The following is a 16,551-nucleotide window of genomic DNA, read 5'->3' as shown; positions in this document are numbered from 1 at the left end:
ATAATCTTAAACAAATGCTAGATAATTTCATTACAAATCAAGCAACCAAAGAGTTTTCAGTTAGTGAGATTTCTAATAAAATCAAAGAATTATTAGAAAATAATTTTGGCTATATTAAGGTAAAAGGAGAAATTTCAGGTTTAAAAATAGCAAGCTCAGGTCATGCTTATTTTAACTTAAAAGAAAATACCGCTATTTTAGCTTGTACTTGCTGGCGTCCTATTCTTGCTAAAATCAAATTTCCTTTAAATGATGGTATAGAAGTGGTGATTAGCGGCAAACTTTCAAGTTATGCAGGTAATTCACGCTATCAATTATCGGTAGATAATTTGCAACCTGCAGGACTTGGAGCTATGCTGCAAATTCTAAACGAGCGTAAAGCTCGTTTAGAAAAAGAAGGCTTATTTAATAAAATACGTATTCCTATACCCTTTTTACCTGATAAAATAGGCGTTATCACTTCAATAACCGGTGCCGTTATTAAAGATATTATTCATCGTATTCGCGAACGTTTTCCAACTCAGATAATAATATGGCCGGTTAGCGTACAAGGAGAAAATTCCAGCAATGAAATTGCTGAAGCAATTGAAGGATTTAACAATTTAGAAGAGGTAAATAAACCAAGTGTTATAATTGTTGCTAGAGGCGGCGGTTCTATAGAAGATCTTTGGTCATTTAACGATGAGATATTAGTACGTGCCACTTACAACTCAAAAATTCCTATTATTTCCGCAGTAGGTCATGAAGTGGATTATACTTTAATAGATTTAGCAGCCGATAAAAGAGCTCCAACACCGACTGCTGCTGCAGAGTTTGCCGTACCAGTACGATCTATTTTAAATAATACTCTACACTCTTATGAAAAAATATTATTGAATAATACTAGCAGGTTAATTAAGTATCACGAACACAATATAATAAATTACGATAAAATACACAGATATCTCTCTCACTATATGAATAATAGACAGCAATTACTGGATGAAACCGGTTTTAATTTATTAGATGCTTTATTGTGCTTTATTGAACTACAAGAAACAAAGATTAAATCTTTTTCTAAAGAAAGAGTTAACCATGCTAAAATACTCAATTACAAAACATTAGAATTAACACATCAAACAGCTTATCTATCAAAATCGGCAAATAATACTTTGAAAAATTTTGAGTATAAATTAGAATTAAATAGTACATTACTTGCAAGTCTTGATTATAATAACGTATTAAAACGAGGTTTTGCTATAGTTAAAGGAGAAACGGGTAATTTTTTATCTTCTAAAATTACTGCTGCTAATGAAAAAATTTTTAATATTAAATTTTCTGACGGCGAGATTAAGGTAGTTCGTAATTAAGGAACTTTATTATACGGATTCGATGTCATTCCCGCGTAGGCGAACATCTAGGGTAAAGCGAGATAAATCGAGCTTTTGAAAAGCTTTAAAGTACTGGATGCCCGCCTACGGCGGGAATGACAAAACACAATTCTAAAAAAATACAGACCATGAAAATTTTAAAGCTTTTTATTTTTATACTGCTCATTTCTAAAAATTGTTATGCTTTGAGCATAGGTGCAAACGAACAACAAGCAATTTTAGAATGCGAAAGGACAGCCCCTAAAAAAACTTTGATAAATGCATGGTATATAAATGAACCTTACCAATACTTAATTGCTGCTTCAAACGGTCATACTACTGTTTCCGGTATGGATATAGAATTAATTAACGCTATTGCTGCAAAAATAGGTCTCAATATTGAGTATAATCAAGATAGCTGGTATCAAGATCAATTAGATATTCAAAGCGGAAATGCCAACATGACAGCAGGAGCTACTTATACTACTGAGAGAAGTCACTATGCTTATTTTTCAAAGCCTTATCGTCTTGAAGAATTATCATTATTTATTATTGAACCGCTTGCCAAAAAGTTAAATTTCCAAAATGTTAATGAACTAACAGCACAAATACGTCTATTTAATCTTCAGTTAGGAATAGTGAAAGGTACTGTATACGGAGACCCTAAATTTACGGACTTTTTATATAATGAGAAAAATCAAGATATAATGAGAATATATCAAAATAATATGGAATTGATAAATGGATTAATCAAGAAAGAAATTGACGGTTTCATTAGTGATCGCATTGTCGGTGCCGTTAATATTTTAGGAAGAACAATGGACAGGAATATATTAGAAGTTCCCTTAAATATTAAAACTCCTCTACATTTAATGTTTAGCAAAAAAAACGTATCTTTAAATATAGTTGAACAATTTAATTTTGCGATAGATGATTTTCTTGCAAGTAACGAGTATAAAAAAATTATTAAGACATACATATATCATATTCTATTACCTAAATCTATAGATTCTCGTTGGTGTCATGTTATAGGTTTACTTGGTTGCCTTGCTTTTGCTTTTGCAGGAATTATTTTGAGTAGTAGAAAAAATAGTACTTTATCCGGTACATTTTTATTTGCGGTATTACCGTCTGTTAGTAGCTGTATAATGCTAGATTTAATAGTAAACTATGATACCGGACATTTAAACTTCTATTTTACTCCTTCTTATTTCTATTACATATTTATAGTAGTTTTACTCGGTTTTACAATTATTAAATTATTTAGCTATTATAATAAACAGATTGCTGAAGATAATTATTTAGAACAATCATTAAATAATATAGTAGCAATTTGCGATTCATTCGGACAAGCAACTTTTATAATTATAGGAGTTGCAATGGTTATTATTCACAAAATTGAGCCTTTAAGTTTTTGGGGACCGTTTTGTGCTTTCATTACAGCTAATTGCGGTGCAATATTACGAGATTTTATTATGAAAGAAAATGCAATTAAGAGGGTACCAAGAGGCGTTAGTATTGAAATCACTGTATTATGGGGTATAGCTTTTAGCGTATTATTAGATATGTACGGTAGTAATCCAAATTATCATACAATAAAATACTCAATGATTATAGTAATTTCCGGAGCATTTATTACTAGTCTCTTAGTTTATCATTTTGGTTTTCTTGAGTGGCGATTCCGTAATGAAAGTCCAAACTTAGAAAAACCCACATGAAAATAGCTACTTGGAATATTAATTCCATAAAAACAAGACTTAATTTATTTCGTCATTTTTTATCTAAAGAAAATCCGGATATTTTATTATTACAAGAAATAAAATGCGAAACTGCAAAATTTCCTTTTGATGAATTATCCGATCTACCTTATAATTTTTATGTTCACGGGCAAAAATCATATAACGGCGTTGCTATAATTTCAAAATTTCCTGCGGATGAAATAATTAAGGATTTTCCAAATAATTACTGCAGTGATCAAGCAAGATTCTTAGAAATAAAATTATCATTACCTATAGGGTTTTGTAATATAATCTCGCTCTATGCTCCTAACGGTTCATTTGTCGGTAGCGATAAATTTGTGGCAAAGCTAGCATTTTATGATAATTTTATCAATTATCTATCAACTAAAAAATCTTTTGACGAAAAAACTATCATAGGCGGCGATGTCAATATTGCACCGTTCGATATAGACGTATATTCACCTAAGCTACTTGCTGAAACTACTTGTTTTACTGAGGTTGAACAAAAAAAACTACGTACTATTCTAAATTCCAGGTTTGAGGATTTATATAGATTGATGCATCCGAGTAAACAAGAATTTTCATGGTGGGATTATAGAGCCGGATGTTTTGAACAAAATAAAGGTATGCGCATTGATATGATTCTTGGTTGCAATAATACTATTGACTATTTAGAAAATTGCTATATGGATTATAATTTAAGGACCCAAGAAAAACCTTCAGATCATATACCGGTAATTGCAAGCTTTAAGGGGTAGCCTGAGTCGTCATTGCCTGCATGGACCGGAAAACGCACTCGGTGTCGTACCGTGGCTTGACCACGGTCTCCATAAAAATAATTTAAAATACTAATATTAGTATTTTAAAACTGGATCCCGCGATCAAGTTAGCTAGGATGACAGCGGCAAAATTAATCTACGTAGGAATGACATAAATCACTTTTAAAAATAAATATATGTCTCCAAAATTCATGAAATTTTACGAAAAATATATGACGATTGTCGGTACAATCGGCAATTTTATGTTTTATGTACAGGCTCATAAGATTTTCACCTGCAAATCTTCGGCTTCCGTTTCTATGCATGCCTTTACTATAAGTGCTATTGCTCTTTGTAGTTGGCTTATATACAGCATATTAATAAAAAATACACCTATTATAATAGCAAATATAGTAGGTTTTATCGGAGCATGATTAGTTCTCTTAACCATAATAATATATTAATAATGACTAAGAAAATCATTAATTTAGTTGGTCGTCCGAATGTAGGAAAATCAACGCTTTTCAATAGATTAAGCATACGTAAAAAAGCTATCGTTCACGATTTGCCAGGCGTTACTAGAGATAGAAAATATACAAATGCTAAAATCGGCTCTTTTGAATTTTTGTTAATTGATACCCCAGGACTTGAAGAGAATCATGATAGTATGGGCGCAAGGTTAATGGAACAGACTACTAAAGCAATTTTAGAGGCAGATTTAATTTGTTTTATGGTTGACGGTAGAAGCGGAATATTGCCTGATGATAAGCTACTTGGTAGCTTTATTAGAAAATATAATAAGCCTGCTATATTGGTAGTTAATAAATGCGAGAAAGCTTTTGATTTTGATAAAGAGTACTACAAATTAGGGTTTGATAGTATGGTGGCTATCTCTGCCGAGCATGGCACAGGCTTAATTGATTTATATGACGAGATTATTGCCAAGTTACCTGAAGAAGAATCAATCGAGACAAATATAGCTGATCCAATTAAAGGAGATTGTGTGCAGATAGTAGTTAGTGGCAGACCTAACGCCGGAAAATCTACTTTTATAAACGCTCTTATTAATGATGAAAGATTATTAACCGGGCCTGAAGCTGGCATTACTCGTGAATCGATTGAAATTGATTGGCACTATAAAAATAATCACATTAAATTAATCGATACGGCAGGACTCCGCAAGAAATCTACTATTACAGAGTCTTTAGAAAAATTATCGGCATCAGATGCTATTAACTCTATTAAATTTGCTAATACCGTAATCTTAATGATTGATGCTTTAGTCCCTTTAAAACAGCAAGATTTAAATATTGCAAGCCATGTGGTAAATGAGGGGAGAGGTATAGTTATAGTAGTGAATAAATGGGATTTAGTTAAAGAATCCAAAAAAGAAGCATTTCAGGAAGAATTTTATTATCAGATAAATACTCATCTGCCTCAGGTTAAAGGTGTACCCGTTCTATTTATTTCAGCAATAAATAAACAAAATATAGAGCAGGTTTTAGATGCTTGTCTTAAAATCTATAAAATTTGGAATAAGCAAATAACTACTAGCAAATTAAATGAATGGCTTCATTTTACTACGGAAGCACATCCTTTGCCATTACAAAAAGGCAGCAGAAGAGTGCGTGTAAAATATATGACTCAAACCAAAACCCGCCCGCCTACTTTCAAATTATTCTCCAATAATCCAGAAAAAATTACCGATAGCTATACTAGGTATTTAGTAAATAATATGCGTGAGGCTTTTGACATGCCAGGCATTCCTATTAGATTCACTTATGTAAAAACCAAAAACCCTTATGTGTAGTTTGAAACTAAATTTTTTTAGAAATGTTTACAGAACCGAGCATAGCAAAATCTGAATTAGATATCTTTAAGCTGTTTAATATAAGCATGAGCTAAAGTAGTTTTACCACATTGCCTTGGACCGAGAATGGCACAAATAGGAAATATTTCAAAAGAATCTTTGATATGTGTTAAATAATAATCTCTTTCTATTATCCTTGTAATTTCATAATGACACTTTGAATTTATAATATAATTTTAATCAAAGAATAGCAATATTTTTCTAGGTCTTGTAAACTTTTGATTAATGATTATTCTATTAAAAGTACACAGGATTTAGGCTCCCCTACCGGCTTTTCCTATCTCTCTTTGTCTTTCTTCTAATACCTTACTTGTATGCGGTCCTACCGCTTCTATATCTTTACTAAATTTACTTTTTCCTAAATTAACTATAGTTTCTACTACTACTCCTAGAACTTTCGGATCTGATAATAATTTTAACGCCGGTACTATAATTTTGCCGTATTCATGTTTGCTAAATTTATCGGCAATTTTAATTAATTCAAGTGCATGCTTACCGGCTATCTTTACTAATTTTTCACCGTTTAGTTTTAATTTTTGACCCTTAGGTATTTTGTTTAAAAGCTCATCTACAACCGGTCCTAAACTACTTGCATATTTTTTGAATAGTTCAGGAAGGTCTTTTTCAATTATTTTGCTTATTTTCGGATTATGATTTTTAATTTCTATCAAAGTACCAATCAATTCCTTTACCTCTTGTACCTTTTCTTCTTTTGATTTCTCTGCCTTTGGCAGTGACTTAATTAACTGAGTGTTTTGTATTATATCGGCAACTTTATCATTATCGGCAAGGGCAAGGCTAGCAAGTTTAGTAATTGACGGCAGAGCATCTTTTAAAAAAGGCATAGATGCATCTAGTGCCTTATTGTATAAACTCTGGATCTTTCCCTTTTGATTCTATCTTTCTATTAGGATGTTTTAAAACATCTCATATATCCTGTTTATTACTATCTAAATATCGTGGTAATTCTTTTTCTAAAATAGAAGCTAAATTATCAATAATCTTTTTGGCACTTTCAACTAACTCTACTATTTTGATGTTTTTTTCCTTTTAAGAACACTTTTTTAATTTCAGTATTTAATCCTTCCATATTTAGGTTAATTTTAGTCCAACGCTGATTTTCTTTAAGCTGACTATAAGCTTTTATAGCTGAAGGAGTACTTTCAATTAATTTTTCGCTAGAATTTACAAGTAGTGCTACTGTATTTGCAATTAATTCAGGTGTAGTGATTTTTTATGCTTTATTATTTATTATATTTTCCGTAATCTGAACTAACTCTTTTTGATTATCAGGATTTTTTAAAAATTGTACTAAATCGTGATTAAGAAGGGGCTTTACTTTGTCTGAAGTAATAATGTCATGTATATTTTTTAATATAGCACCTTGAGATGACTCGTTTTTTTGTTTAATATTCTTATATATTTTTTGTACTTTTGGGTTTAAATCGCTTTCTAGTGCTTGAGATATTAAATCTACTCCTAGGGTAGATAATTCTCTAACAAATTTAGGATTTATTTTGTCTAATATATTTATTTTTTTGTTTCGGAAGTTTGAAAGTTTTTTGTTATTTTGCTAAGCCTCTTTATTTTGCTAAGCCTCTTATTTAAAATAGGCGTAAGAAGATATGCGATAACTTTAGATTGTAAGATAGTTTCTTTTGAGATATTAGATATAGTGTCGGAATGTAAAACAAAAGCACAGTTTTTTATAAGCGATTCTGCATCTGTTATTATCTTGCAACCAGCTTCAATAGAATCTACATTAGTGGTAGCACTGCTTGCTTTTCTGAGGTTATTAAGCTCCAGTGCAAGATCAGGTAAAACTTGCGAAGCCTCCCAGGTAAATTGCAATGCACTAGGGATATTCCAACTTCTTGGATAACATTTTGTATTATACCTAAATTATCTTTATTAAGATCTAGATATTGTTTATTTTTGTTACCTGTTTCAGCCCTAATAGCTGCCCATCCAGCTTCAACCCAAGAAAGGTTTTTATATTCTTTATCAAGCTGTTGCCTTACATTATCAGTGGATTCCTGCTCTTGGCTTTGAGACATTTAAATACCTTGATATAATATCATTGAATATTATTTTACTATAATTATTTAAAGGTTTATAAAATTTTACTTTTTAATTTTTGTGAATTTTAAAAGTCATGGTTATCTTACAATGGTTTTTTACTGTAATTCTTCATTTACTGGTCAATCTATACTAACCTCTCCACACAATGAAACAATATTCCCCATTACCTGAGGATCTATATCTGGGTTGTTATGCTCTTTATTGCCCTGAATCCAGTCGTAGTAATAAGGGTCAGGCCATAGTTCCATGACTTTCAGCAAAGATTCTGGCTGTATAGTACCAAACTTATACCCGCGTTTTAAAACTTCAGCCGGCATCCACCCTGTATCACCAATACAATATATTTGTGAGTAATGCAAAATCGATTTAATATTATTATCGATATCTATATGGATTATATAATATTCACGTTGTACATCATTAAGAAATGTCGCTGCTATAAGCGATATATCAGGATATGTTTCTATATTTACTAAAGCTATATTTTCTAAGTTTTCAGGACATTAAACTATTCTATCTGAAGCCGTTAATCCTTAAAACTCTTCCTCGCCTATTTTTTCTTTTAGTCTATTTGTGTATTCTTACTCTTGATCTGAAGGAAATACAATTTTATCGTCTTTACAATCAACCAAAAAAGGAGTTTTAATAGCATGTTTAATAAATAAATCTTTAGTTTCATAATAATAAATTGCTTAATATATAAGGCTATAATATTAATAATTTTTATATGTCAAACAATATTCTCTAGGCCATCTAGGTAATGCTTTACCAGTCGTAGCAACTTCGCTTCAGTGCTTAAGTTTTTTATTGCCCATTTTTTAATCCAAGGTTCGGCAAGTTGCCACATATTAACATTACCATCTAGCTGTCTACCTATCCCTTCAACCATTATCAAAGTCTTTTGCAATAACAATAATTCCGGTTGTACTTCCATGCCGAAATCTTCAGTGATTTTAAATAAATGTGCAAGCAGCTTACCTATGTAAATATTTTTTGTGGGTGTCCCTACTATAGGCTCAGTAACTGCTCTACAACTTTGAGCGAATAAATCTAAATCGGTATTTGATGGGATGTAACCAGCTCTTAAATGTACTTTAGCAACTAATGTATAATCACGTTTTAAAAAACCGAATAGACTTTCGGCAACAGCTAAACGGTCTTTTTCTTTCAGTCTGCCCATAATACCAAAATCAAGTAAAATTATCTTACCTTGCTTATTCACTAAAATATTGCCTGCATGTAAATCAGCATGAAAAAACCCGTCTCTATAGGCTTGATTGAAAAACATTACGGCAAAATTCTGAGCTATTTTTGCAGGCTCTAATCCCAATTCTTTTAGCAGCGAAGTATCATATATAGAAGTTCCTTCTAACCACTCAGTAGTGAGTATATTTTCTGATGTTAAGTTCCAATATATTTTAGGGATTATCACATTAATATCATTTCGCATATTATCCATAAGCTCAGAAGAAGCTGCCGCTTCTAGCCTTAAATCAAGCTCAAATCTCATAGTTTCATGAAATTGATCAACTACTTTAATTGGTTTTAGCCTTTTTGCTTTAGAAAATTTTGCGATAATTCTTGCAAGAAAATATAGCAGCTTAATATTTCTGTTATATTTTTTATGAATACCCGGACGCAGAATTTTTACCGCAACATATTCACCAGTTGCAAGTTGTGCCTTATGTACTTGGGAGATTGATGCGGCGGCAATGGGGGCATTATTTAAAAACAATGTCATCCCGCGACTTGGTGGGGTCCAGTCTTTTTTAATTTTTTTCTGGATACCGTGGTCAAGCCACGGGGTGACAATATCCTCACCAAACTCCCTCTCTATAATTTCTCTAGCCACCCCACCATCAAACGGAGGTAGCTTATCCTGCAATAACCTTAAATCACCTGCTATCTCTGCTCCTACTAAATCAGGTCTTGTCGAAAGAGTTTGTCCGAATTTTATATAAATAGGTCCAAGATCGCTTAAACAATCTATTAGGCGTTTACCGTAATCTTCATGCGGTTTTTTAAATAATGATAACGGAGCAGAAAATAAAGCTAATATATAACCGATAAACGTAAAATATTTAGGGCTTCTTGAATCAATTAGAATTCGTTTTTTACTGATGATACGAAAAATACGTATTAAATTAAAAAAATTACTTATCATATCTTATATGCACTGTGAATAGCAACTATTCCGCCGCTTAAATTTTTATAACCAACTTCCTCAAAATCGGCTTCTTTAATCATTATTCTAAACTCGTCTTGTGAGGGGAATAACTCGATACTTTCAACCAAATATTCATATGCCTCTTTATTACCAGTGATTACCTGACCGATGGTAGGTATAATACTAAATGAATAAAATTTATAAAAATCTTTAAAATAACTTTCTTTTACCTTTGAAAACTCAAGGCATATAAACTTACCCATCGGTTTTAGAACTCTATAAGCTTCTTTTAAAGCTTTATTAATATCAGGTACGTTTCTAATACCGAATGCTATAGTATAATAATCGAAACTATTATCCGGGAAAGGTAATTCTTCGGCACTTGCTACAGTAAATTTAAGGTTCTGAAATAGGTTTAGATCAATTGATTTCTTTTTAGCATTCTTTAGCATCTCTGCATTTATGTCACTTAAAGTTAAAGCAATATTATTGCCTCTATCTCTTGCTTTTTTAGCAAGTTTTAAAGCGATATCACCGCTACCGCTAGCGACGTCTAATATATGAGAGTTAAGATTTGGGATTTGCCTAATAAATTCATCTTTCCATAAGCGATGTAATCCAAAGCTCATTAAGTCATTCATTAAATCATACTTATCAGCGACATTAGAAAAAACGCTATTTACTAATCCTTGTTTTTTAGTGTAGTCTACTTTTTTAAAGCCAAAATTTGTTTGGTTCATTTATATACCATATGGAATTTTTATACCCGAGGCATGAATAGGAAAATCTTTTGTATTTCTAGTAACTAATAAACTGTTGCTGTACTTAGCGGTCGCCCATATTATAGCATCAGGTAATTTAATTCTATTTTCTTTTCTAATAATTACGGCAATGTCTGCAATTTCTTCATTTAAATTCACTATAGTAAAGTTATTTAAAATTCCTTTATTGTTTCTTGTTTATCTATTGAAATACCAACCACAATTTACATTTAGTAATTATACTAATTTGAGGATTTCTATATAACTGAAGTTCTTTATAAGCAGCAAAATTGCCAAGCAAATAATCTATTAATATGTTGGTATCAAATACTGCTTTCATTTATTCCATTCATCCCTTAATTTAGCTTGATATACTACCTGTCTAACTTCTTATCTTTCCATATACCAAAAGCGGCTTTATAGCTCTTTTTGCTTTCAATATCATTAGCAATATAATTAGTTAGAGCTTGTCTTATAATTTGAGTTCGGGATAGTTGCTTTTGTTAGATAATTGATCTAAAATTTTAATTTGTGTATCCAGTATATCAATAATAGCTCTCATAATAGTTTCCATTATGTATTATGTGTAAGTTATCATTATTTGATATATTATAAACGTAAAATTATTAAAATAATAGCAAAAATGCCGGAACTTCCTGAAGTAGAAACTCTTAAAAACTCCCTGAAAGATAAGCTAATTGGGCTTATTATAGAAAATGTAGAGTTAAAAAGAGATAATTTACGTTATAAACTATCCCCGCTTTTAGCTACAGAAATCTTAAATACTAATATACTTGATGTTAGGCGTTGTGCAAAATATTTAATTATAGATTTTAATAATGATTATTCCTTAATCATTCACTTAGGCATGAGTGGTAGATTTACTCTGCAATCTGCTAATTATAAAACTCAAAAACATGATCATGTAATTTTTAATTTAAATAACTCCGAAAAGCTAATTTTCAATGATACTAGACGCTTTGGAATGATTTATCATTTCAAAACTAACTTCTTGGAAAAAGAATTTTTTACTAATTTAGGAATAGAGCCGCTTTCTAATTTATTAACACTGGGATATTTAAAAAGCAAATTAATTACTCAAAGAATACCGATAAAAAACTTGATTATGGATAAGAGAGTTATAGTCGGAGTCGGCAATATTTACTCTTCAGAAAGTCTTCATTTAGCTAGAATTCATCCGGATAAATTAGGTAGCAATTTAAGGGATGATGAAATAGAAAGTTTAATTAAATCAATTAGAGAGGTGCTAACTAAAGCTATAACTGCCGGCGGTACTACTCTTAAAGATTTTGTAAACAGCGATAACAAACCTGGTTACTTTACTCAGCAACTTACGGTTTACGGCAGAGAAGGACAAAGTTGTTTACACTGCTCCGGTAATATTACCAAAGCAAAACATTCAGGTAGAAGTACTTTTTATTGTAAAACCTGTCAATATAGTGAATGTACTTGACATATTTTTTAAAACTATTTATAAATCTCTCTATTGATTCAATGAATAGTTGTAAAATATATGGGAATAAAGCCGGGGATTATAGCAGGGGGTAGCGGTAAAAGACTATGGCCTTTATCATCTAAGGATAAACCGAAACAATTTAAAAAAAATATTGAGTGATCTAACTTTACTACAGCAAACATTAACTAGAAATAAATTGCTAGGACAACCTACTATTATTACTTCCAAAAAATATGAATCAATCACTAAAGAACAAGCAGTAGAAATAGAATTAATGACCGAACCTTTACAAAAAAAATACTGCCATTTGTGCCATTATTACGGCATTATCGGATAAAGCACAATGGTTTGATATCGTAGTGTTACTACCTTCAGACCATCACATAGCGTATAATATAAATTACCTTAATACTATAAATAAAGCTTTACATTATGTTAATGAATTCGGTATTTGCATTATAGGCATTCCTATAAATTTTATAAGTGCCGAGGGCTATATAAACACTGGATTATCAATTGCAGAAAATGTTTATCTAGTTGATCACTTCATTGACAAACCTATATTAGAGCAAGCAAAAAAACATTTTCAAAGTAATGAATATTTTTGGAATTCAGGAATTTTTGTATACGATATTCACTTCTTCTTCAACTTAGCCATGAATCTTCAACCTGATTTATTTTGTATTGCAGAAAAAGCATTTAATACTGCTATAAAAAATGAGAAAAGTTTGGCAATAGACGATGAGGCTTATAATGAAATCGAAGCAATTTCTATAGACAATGCCATAATGGAATATATTTCGGGAATGGTCATGATACAAGCTGATTTTGTTTGGAACGATCTTGGTACTTGGTATTCCTTATTACAGGTAAAACACCAAAATATAAACGATAATTATTGCGAGGGAAACGTAGTAACACGCAATACTACAAACTCTTGCATTAGTTCTAATAATAAATTAACTACCGTAGTAGATCTTGACAATGTCATAATTATCGATACTATGAACAGTCTTTTGGTGGCCGATAAATCAAAAATGGATGAAATCAAAGAATTAGTAATGAAAATAGAGCAAAATTAAAATGAATGATCTAAGAAAGCTAAAATCTTATTTACTGCTCTTTTTAACAGCAAATCTGATTCATCACCGAATTATGCAATATATGAAAAAGCCTTGCTAAATAATATTTTATCTTCTGAAGCAATAAAATTAGAAATTATGAAAGGAAATAACGAAGCTTGTTATATTCTTGCTAAAACTTACGAAATAATTAATCGTAACCCCCAAGATGAATATAACTCTATGTTATTAACATTGATTGGAAGTAAACTCGGAAATACAGAATGTACACAGCTTGTTGATTCATATCCTACAAAATATACAGCTTTGAGTCTACTGTTAATAATTTTATTCAGAATTATATAGGACAATCTGATATCACTTTTGATGATGCTATGTTATCAGCTGCTTGCTCCGATACTTTAAATACTGCAATTTTAGGATACCCAAATTATCAGAATATGTATAACCAAGGTTGAACACATGTTATTACATAATTTACTACTAATATTCAAGGCTATTGACATAGTATTACTGCTTATATATCCTATCTTTATGAGGCTTAAAACCTCATAATTATAGTAAAAGATGTTGAATTATGTCCAATTTATAGGAAATATTTTATTTTTTTAAGAATATAGCGAATACCGGCAAATAGCTAACCCATTTACTGTATGAGGTATGTTTTGAAAAAATTAAAAGATAATGGATAAATTGAACCTCTGCGGAAACGAGGGTTTAGGGAGGAATTTGAAGGATACACGGAAGTACTTGCCACTGCAACGTACTCAAGCGTAGGTGAGGATGCGAGTCTAGGCTCGACGTACAAATTACCCCTAGAAGTAGAGTTTCCGAAGAGGTCTATTGAATATAATTCAACTTCTCTTACTATAAATATAGCGAATCTTATAAACTTCAAAAATCTGTAAGTTATAGGAACAACTTAGTAATAAAGAAGTTCATTTTAGTTGAGTTACAACATGGAAAATACTACAAAAGAACAAATAATAATATCTGAATTCAAAAATGATGAAGATGAAAGTAAAGAAGAGACAAGATTAAAAGTAGAAGATACACGCAAGCAACTTAAAGCAATACTAATAACATTTGGTATTATTTTGACCGGTTTTTTAACTTTTACTTATTTCTTTTTTAATTACATAGAAGAAAAAGCGGAAGAATACAAACAACAGCAACAACAAGAAATTCAAAGAACTACTAAAAGTTAAATATTAGATTACCACACTTCTCCTTTAATTATGGTCTTGTTACATGGATGCTCTATCATTCCAGCAAAGCATTGTTGCGTGGATACCACCCCGTCATTGCAAGCAAACATTATTGTATGGATCCATTTCATCTCTGTCATACCGTGGCTTGACCACGGTATCTAGTAAGATAACTAAAAATACTAATAATATTAGTATTTTTAACTAAACCCCGTGATAAACCCCGTGGTCAAGACCATAGTACTGGACAATTGCTATTCTATGTCATTCCCGTGCAGGCGAGAATCCAGAAAAAGTAACCTTAATATCGGTACAAAATTATATATTTAATAAAATCAACATATAAAAAAACAAGTTTTTTATATGTTTTACTAGATTCCTGTTTTCGTAGGAATGACATCAAGCCGTTTTTTGAGCCATGCAACAACGCCCAAAAGCGGGGATCCTATACTTTAAAGCTTTATCTTAAAAAACGATATAATACAAAATCTTTAAAATTAAGATTTGTTAGCCTGGATCCCCGCTTTTGCATGGATGACATCGCGGTCTTTTCAAAAACTATCCGGTACTATAGAATAAATCACAGAATGACAGAGGAAAATACTGATTCATGCAACAAGGCTGCGACTGCAAAGAGCGTAGCAATCCAAAAAAAATAACCAAATTCTGATTTACAGAATTTTTTTCTTCCTTGCTGTGTCAATTACTTACGTAATTTCCTCGCAATAACTATTTTGATACTGCCTTAAGTTTAGATTACTTGAAATTAGTTTTATCAAAATCATAGATAAAATCTTTGATAATAGGTACTATAAACTGTTTAAATTTACTTCCGCCAAATACCCCGTCATGCCCTACCCCTTTTTGTCAATGGTATCTTTTCATTGATTCAGGTATATTTGCACAAAGTGTTAAAGCAGCTTTTTGTGTTTGCCCTACTGCTGCAATATCATCTAATTCCCCTTCAATACCAAGTAAAGCACATTTAGTAATATGTTTTAAATCAATCGGACGCTTCTCAGAAACTAATTTACCTCTTGCTAACGAAAATTGTTGAAATACTTCATCTATAGTTTTCAAGTAAAAACTCTGCCGGCATATCCATACCTGCTAAATACTCATCATAAAATTTAATAGTATGATCGGCTTTTTTATAATCAGAATTTAATAAACTTTGCCATAATTCTAAATGTGAATCTGTATGACGGAATAAGTTTAAACTCATAAAGCAGGCAAGTTGGAGGAAGCCGGGATATACTTTTCTGCCATAACCGGGATAGTGTGGCGGCACCTGCATTGTAACCATTTTGCAGAACCATTCTAAACTTTTACTTTGAGCAAATTCATTAACTGCTGTAGGGTTTTTTCTAGCATCAATAGGTCCACCCATCAAAATCATCGAACTCAGCACATTTGGACTATTACTCTCCGACATTAAGCTAATGGCAGCAAGCAGTGGAACAGTCGGTTGGCAAACTGCCATAGTGTGAACATTAGGTCCTATAAAACTGATAAACTCCATTACGTAATCAATATAATCATCCATATCAAAATGCCCTGCTTCAAGCGGCACGACACTTGCTTCCGTCCAATCTGTAATATAAATATCATTATACGGTAATAATTCTTGTACGGTGGATCTAAGTAAAGTAGCGTGATGTCCTGCCATGGGTGCTACTATTAATAATTTAGGTAATTCTTTTTTAAAACCTATTTTCTGAAAATACCTTAGTTCACAAAAAGGCTTTTTTAATATAACTTTTTCATTAATGTTATAGGTTTTATCATCAATAATTGTTTCAAGGATATTAAATTCGGGTTTTTCATATTTTCTAGTCATGCGTTCACAAAGCGTTAAATAAGCATGCATAATTCGTGCAAAACCGTTATCTTCTAGAGACTCATGTTCATACGCTTCTTTTAGAATCTTTATACTTAAATGCATTGGAGCAATTTGTGCTCTAAGCCCCTCTAACATATAATATGTATAATTAGTACTTAAATCACAGTTCATCATAATTTATCCCTAAATCTAAAAATAATTAATATAATCATTTA

15 protein-coding genes and 3 pseudogenes are annotated in these 16,551 nt (G+C 31.4%); 9 read left to right on the top strand and 9 right to left on the bottom strand.

What is annotated here, in order from left to right:
• Positions 1-14 precede the first annotated feature (14 nt).
• From xseA to der, 5 genes are all read left to right on the top strand, one after another.
• A complete protein-coding gene (gene xseA, locus ACKTSD_RS02850) occupies positions 15-1,349 on the top strand; it encodes an exodeoxyribonuclease VII large subunit (RefSeq protein WP_412707907.1) in 1,335 nt (444 codons plus the stop codon).
• Positions 1,350-1,465: 116 nt separating this feature from the next.
• Positions 1,466-3,067, top strand: a complete 1,602-nt coding sequence (locus ACKTSD_RS02845) for a transporter substrate-binding domain-containing protein (protein ID WP_412707906.1) — start codon at positions 1,466-1,468, stop codon at positions 3,065-3,067.
• Positions 3,064-3,846, top strand: a complete 783-nt coding sequence (gene xth, locus ACKTSD_RS02840) for an exodeoxyribonuclease III (RefSeq protein ID WP_412707905.1) — start codon at positions 3,064-3,066, stop codon at positions 3,844-3,846. The genes ACKTSD_RS02845 and xth overlap by 4 nt, the downstream gene beginning before the upstream one ends.
• 197 nt (positions 3,847-4,043) lie before the next feature.
• A complete protein-coding gene (locus ACKTSD_RS02835; RefSeq protein ID WP_412707904.1) occupies positions 4,044-4,280 on the top strand; it encodes a SemiSWEET family transporter in 237 nt (78 codons plus the stop codon).
• 32 nt (positions 4,281-4,312) lie between these two features.
• The gene (der, locus tag ACKTSD_RS02830) at positions 4,313-5,656 is read left to right on the top strand and encodes a ribosome biogenesis GTPase Der (protein ID WP_412707964.1); all 1,344 of its coding nucleotides are present in this window, start codon (positions 4,313-4,315) and stop codon (positions 5,654-5,656) included.
• A 62-nt stretch (positions 5,657-5,718) separates the two neighbouring features.
• On the opposite strand, the pseudogene ACKTSD_RS02825 reads toward der, so the two are convergent.
• The 8 genes and pseudogenes from ACKTSD_RS02825 to ACKTSD_RS02790 form a co-directional block, all read right to left on the bottom strand.
• A pseudogene (locus ACKTSD_RS02825) lies at positions 5,719-5,850 on the bottom strand (AAA family ATPase); the annotation flags it as partial.
• Between the two features lie 120 nt (positions 5,851-5,970).
• A complete protein-coding gene (locus ACKTSD_RS02820) occupies positions 5,971-6,561 on the bottom strand; it encodes a hypothetical protein (RefSeq protein WP_412707903.1) in 591 nt (196 codons plus the stop codon).
• A 912-nt stretch (positions 6,562-7,473) separates the two neighbouring features.
• Entirely contained in the window at positions 7,474-7,773 is a 300-nt protein-coding gene (locus ACKTSD_RS02815; protein ID WP_412707902.1) for a hypothetical protein, read from the bottom strand.
• Positions 7,774-7,917: 144 nt separating this feature from the next.
• A complete protein-coding gene (locus ACKTSD_RS02810) occupies positions 7,918-8,115 on the bottom strand; it encodes a hypothetical protein (protein WP_412707901.1) in 198 nt (65 codons plus the stop codon).
• Positions 8,116-8,528: 413 nt separating this feature from the next.
• On the bottom strand, positions 8,529-9,962 hold the full coding sequence (gene ubiB, locus ACKTSD_RS02805) for a 2-polyprenylphenol 6-hydroxylase (RefSeq protein WP_412707900.1): 1,434 nt from the start codon (positions 9,960-9,962) through the stop codon (positions 8,529-8,531).
• Positions 9,959-10,705, bottom strand: a complete 747-nt coding sequence (gene ubiE, locus ACKTSD_RS02800) for a bifunctional demethylmenaquinone methyltransferase/2-methoxy-6-polyprenyl-1,4-benzoquinol methylase UbiE (protein ID WP_412707899.1) — start codon at positions 10,703-10,705, stop codon at positions 9,959-9,961. The genes ubiB and ubiE overlap by 4 nt, the downstream gene beginning before the upstream one ends.
• Complete coding sequence (locus tag ACKTSD_RS02795) at positions 10,706-10,885, bottom strand: PIN domain-containing protein (protein ID WP_412707898.1); 180 nt, start codon at positions 10,883-10,885, stop codon at positions 10,706-10,708.
• A 43-nt stretch (positions 10,886-10,928) separates the two neighbouring features.
• On the bottom strand, positions 10,929-11,066 hold the full coding sequence (locus ACKTSD_RS02790; protein ID WP_412707897.1) for a PIN domain-containing protein: 138 nt from the start codon (positions 11,064-11,066) through the stop codon (positions 10,929-10,931).
• Positions 11,067-11,369: 303 nt separating this feature from the next.
• On the opposite strand from ACKTSD_RS02790, the gene mutM reads away from it, so the two are divergent.
• The 4 genes and pseudogenes from mutM to ACKTSD_RS02765 all read left to right on the top strand — a co-directional run bounded on the left by mutM (position 11,370) and on the right by ACKTSD_RS02765 (position 14,493).
• Positions 11,370-12,200: a bifunctional DNA-formamidopyrimidine glycosylase/DNA-(apurinic or apyrimidinic site) lyase gene (mutM, locus tag ACKTSD_RS02785; protein ID WP_412707963.1), complete on the top strand. Its 831-nt coding sequence runs from the start codon at positions 11,370-11,372 to the stop codon at positions 12,198-12,200.
• A gap of 66 nt (positions 12,201-12,266) precedes the next feature.
• Positions 12,267-13,024 (top strand): annotated as a pseudogene (locus ACKTSD_RS02780) (sugar phosphate nucleotidyltransferase); the annotation flags it as partial.
• Complete coding sequence (locus ACKTSD_RS02775) at positions 13,010-13,285, top strand: hypothetical protein (protein WP_412707962.1); 276 nt, start codon at positions 13,010-13,012, stop codon at positions 13,283-13,285. The pseudogene ACKTSD_RS02780 and the gene ACKTSD_RS02775, both read left to right, overlap by 15 nt.
• A gap of 959 nt (positions 13,286-14,244) precedes the next feature.
• The gene (locus ACKTSD_RS02765; protein ID WP_412707896.1) at positions 14,245-14,493 is read left to right on the top strand and encodes an RP671a family tick cell line-upregulated protein; all 249 of its coding nucleotides are present in this window, start codon (positions 14,245-14,247) and stop codon (positions 14,491-14,493) included.
• 756 nt (positions 14,494-15,249) lie between these two features.
• Here the strand turns inward: ACKTSD_RS02765 and phaZ are convergent.
• Positions 15,250-16,510, bottom strand: a pseudogene (phaZ, locus tag ACKTSD_RS02755) (polyhydroxyalkanoate depolymerase).
• Positions 16,511-16,551: the final 41 nt, after the last annotated feature.

It is taken from the genome of Candidatus Rickettsia kedanie (assembly GCF_045865205.1).
Taxonomy (GTDB): Bacteria; Pseudomonadota; Alphaproteobacteria; order Rickettsiales; family Rickettsiaceae; genus Rickettsia; species Rickettsia australis.
This window is presented reverse-complemented; position numbering and strand designations above follow the sequence as displayed.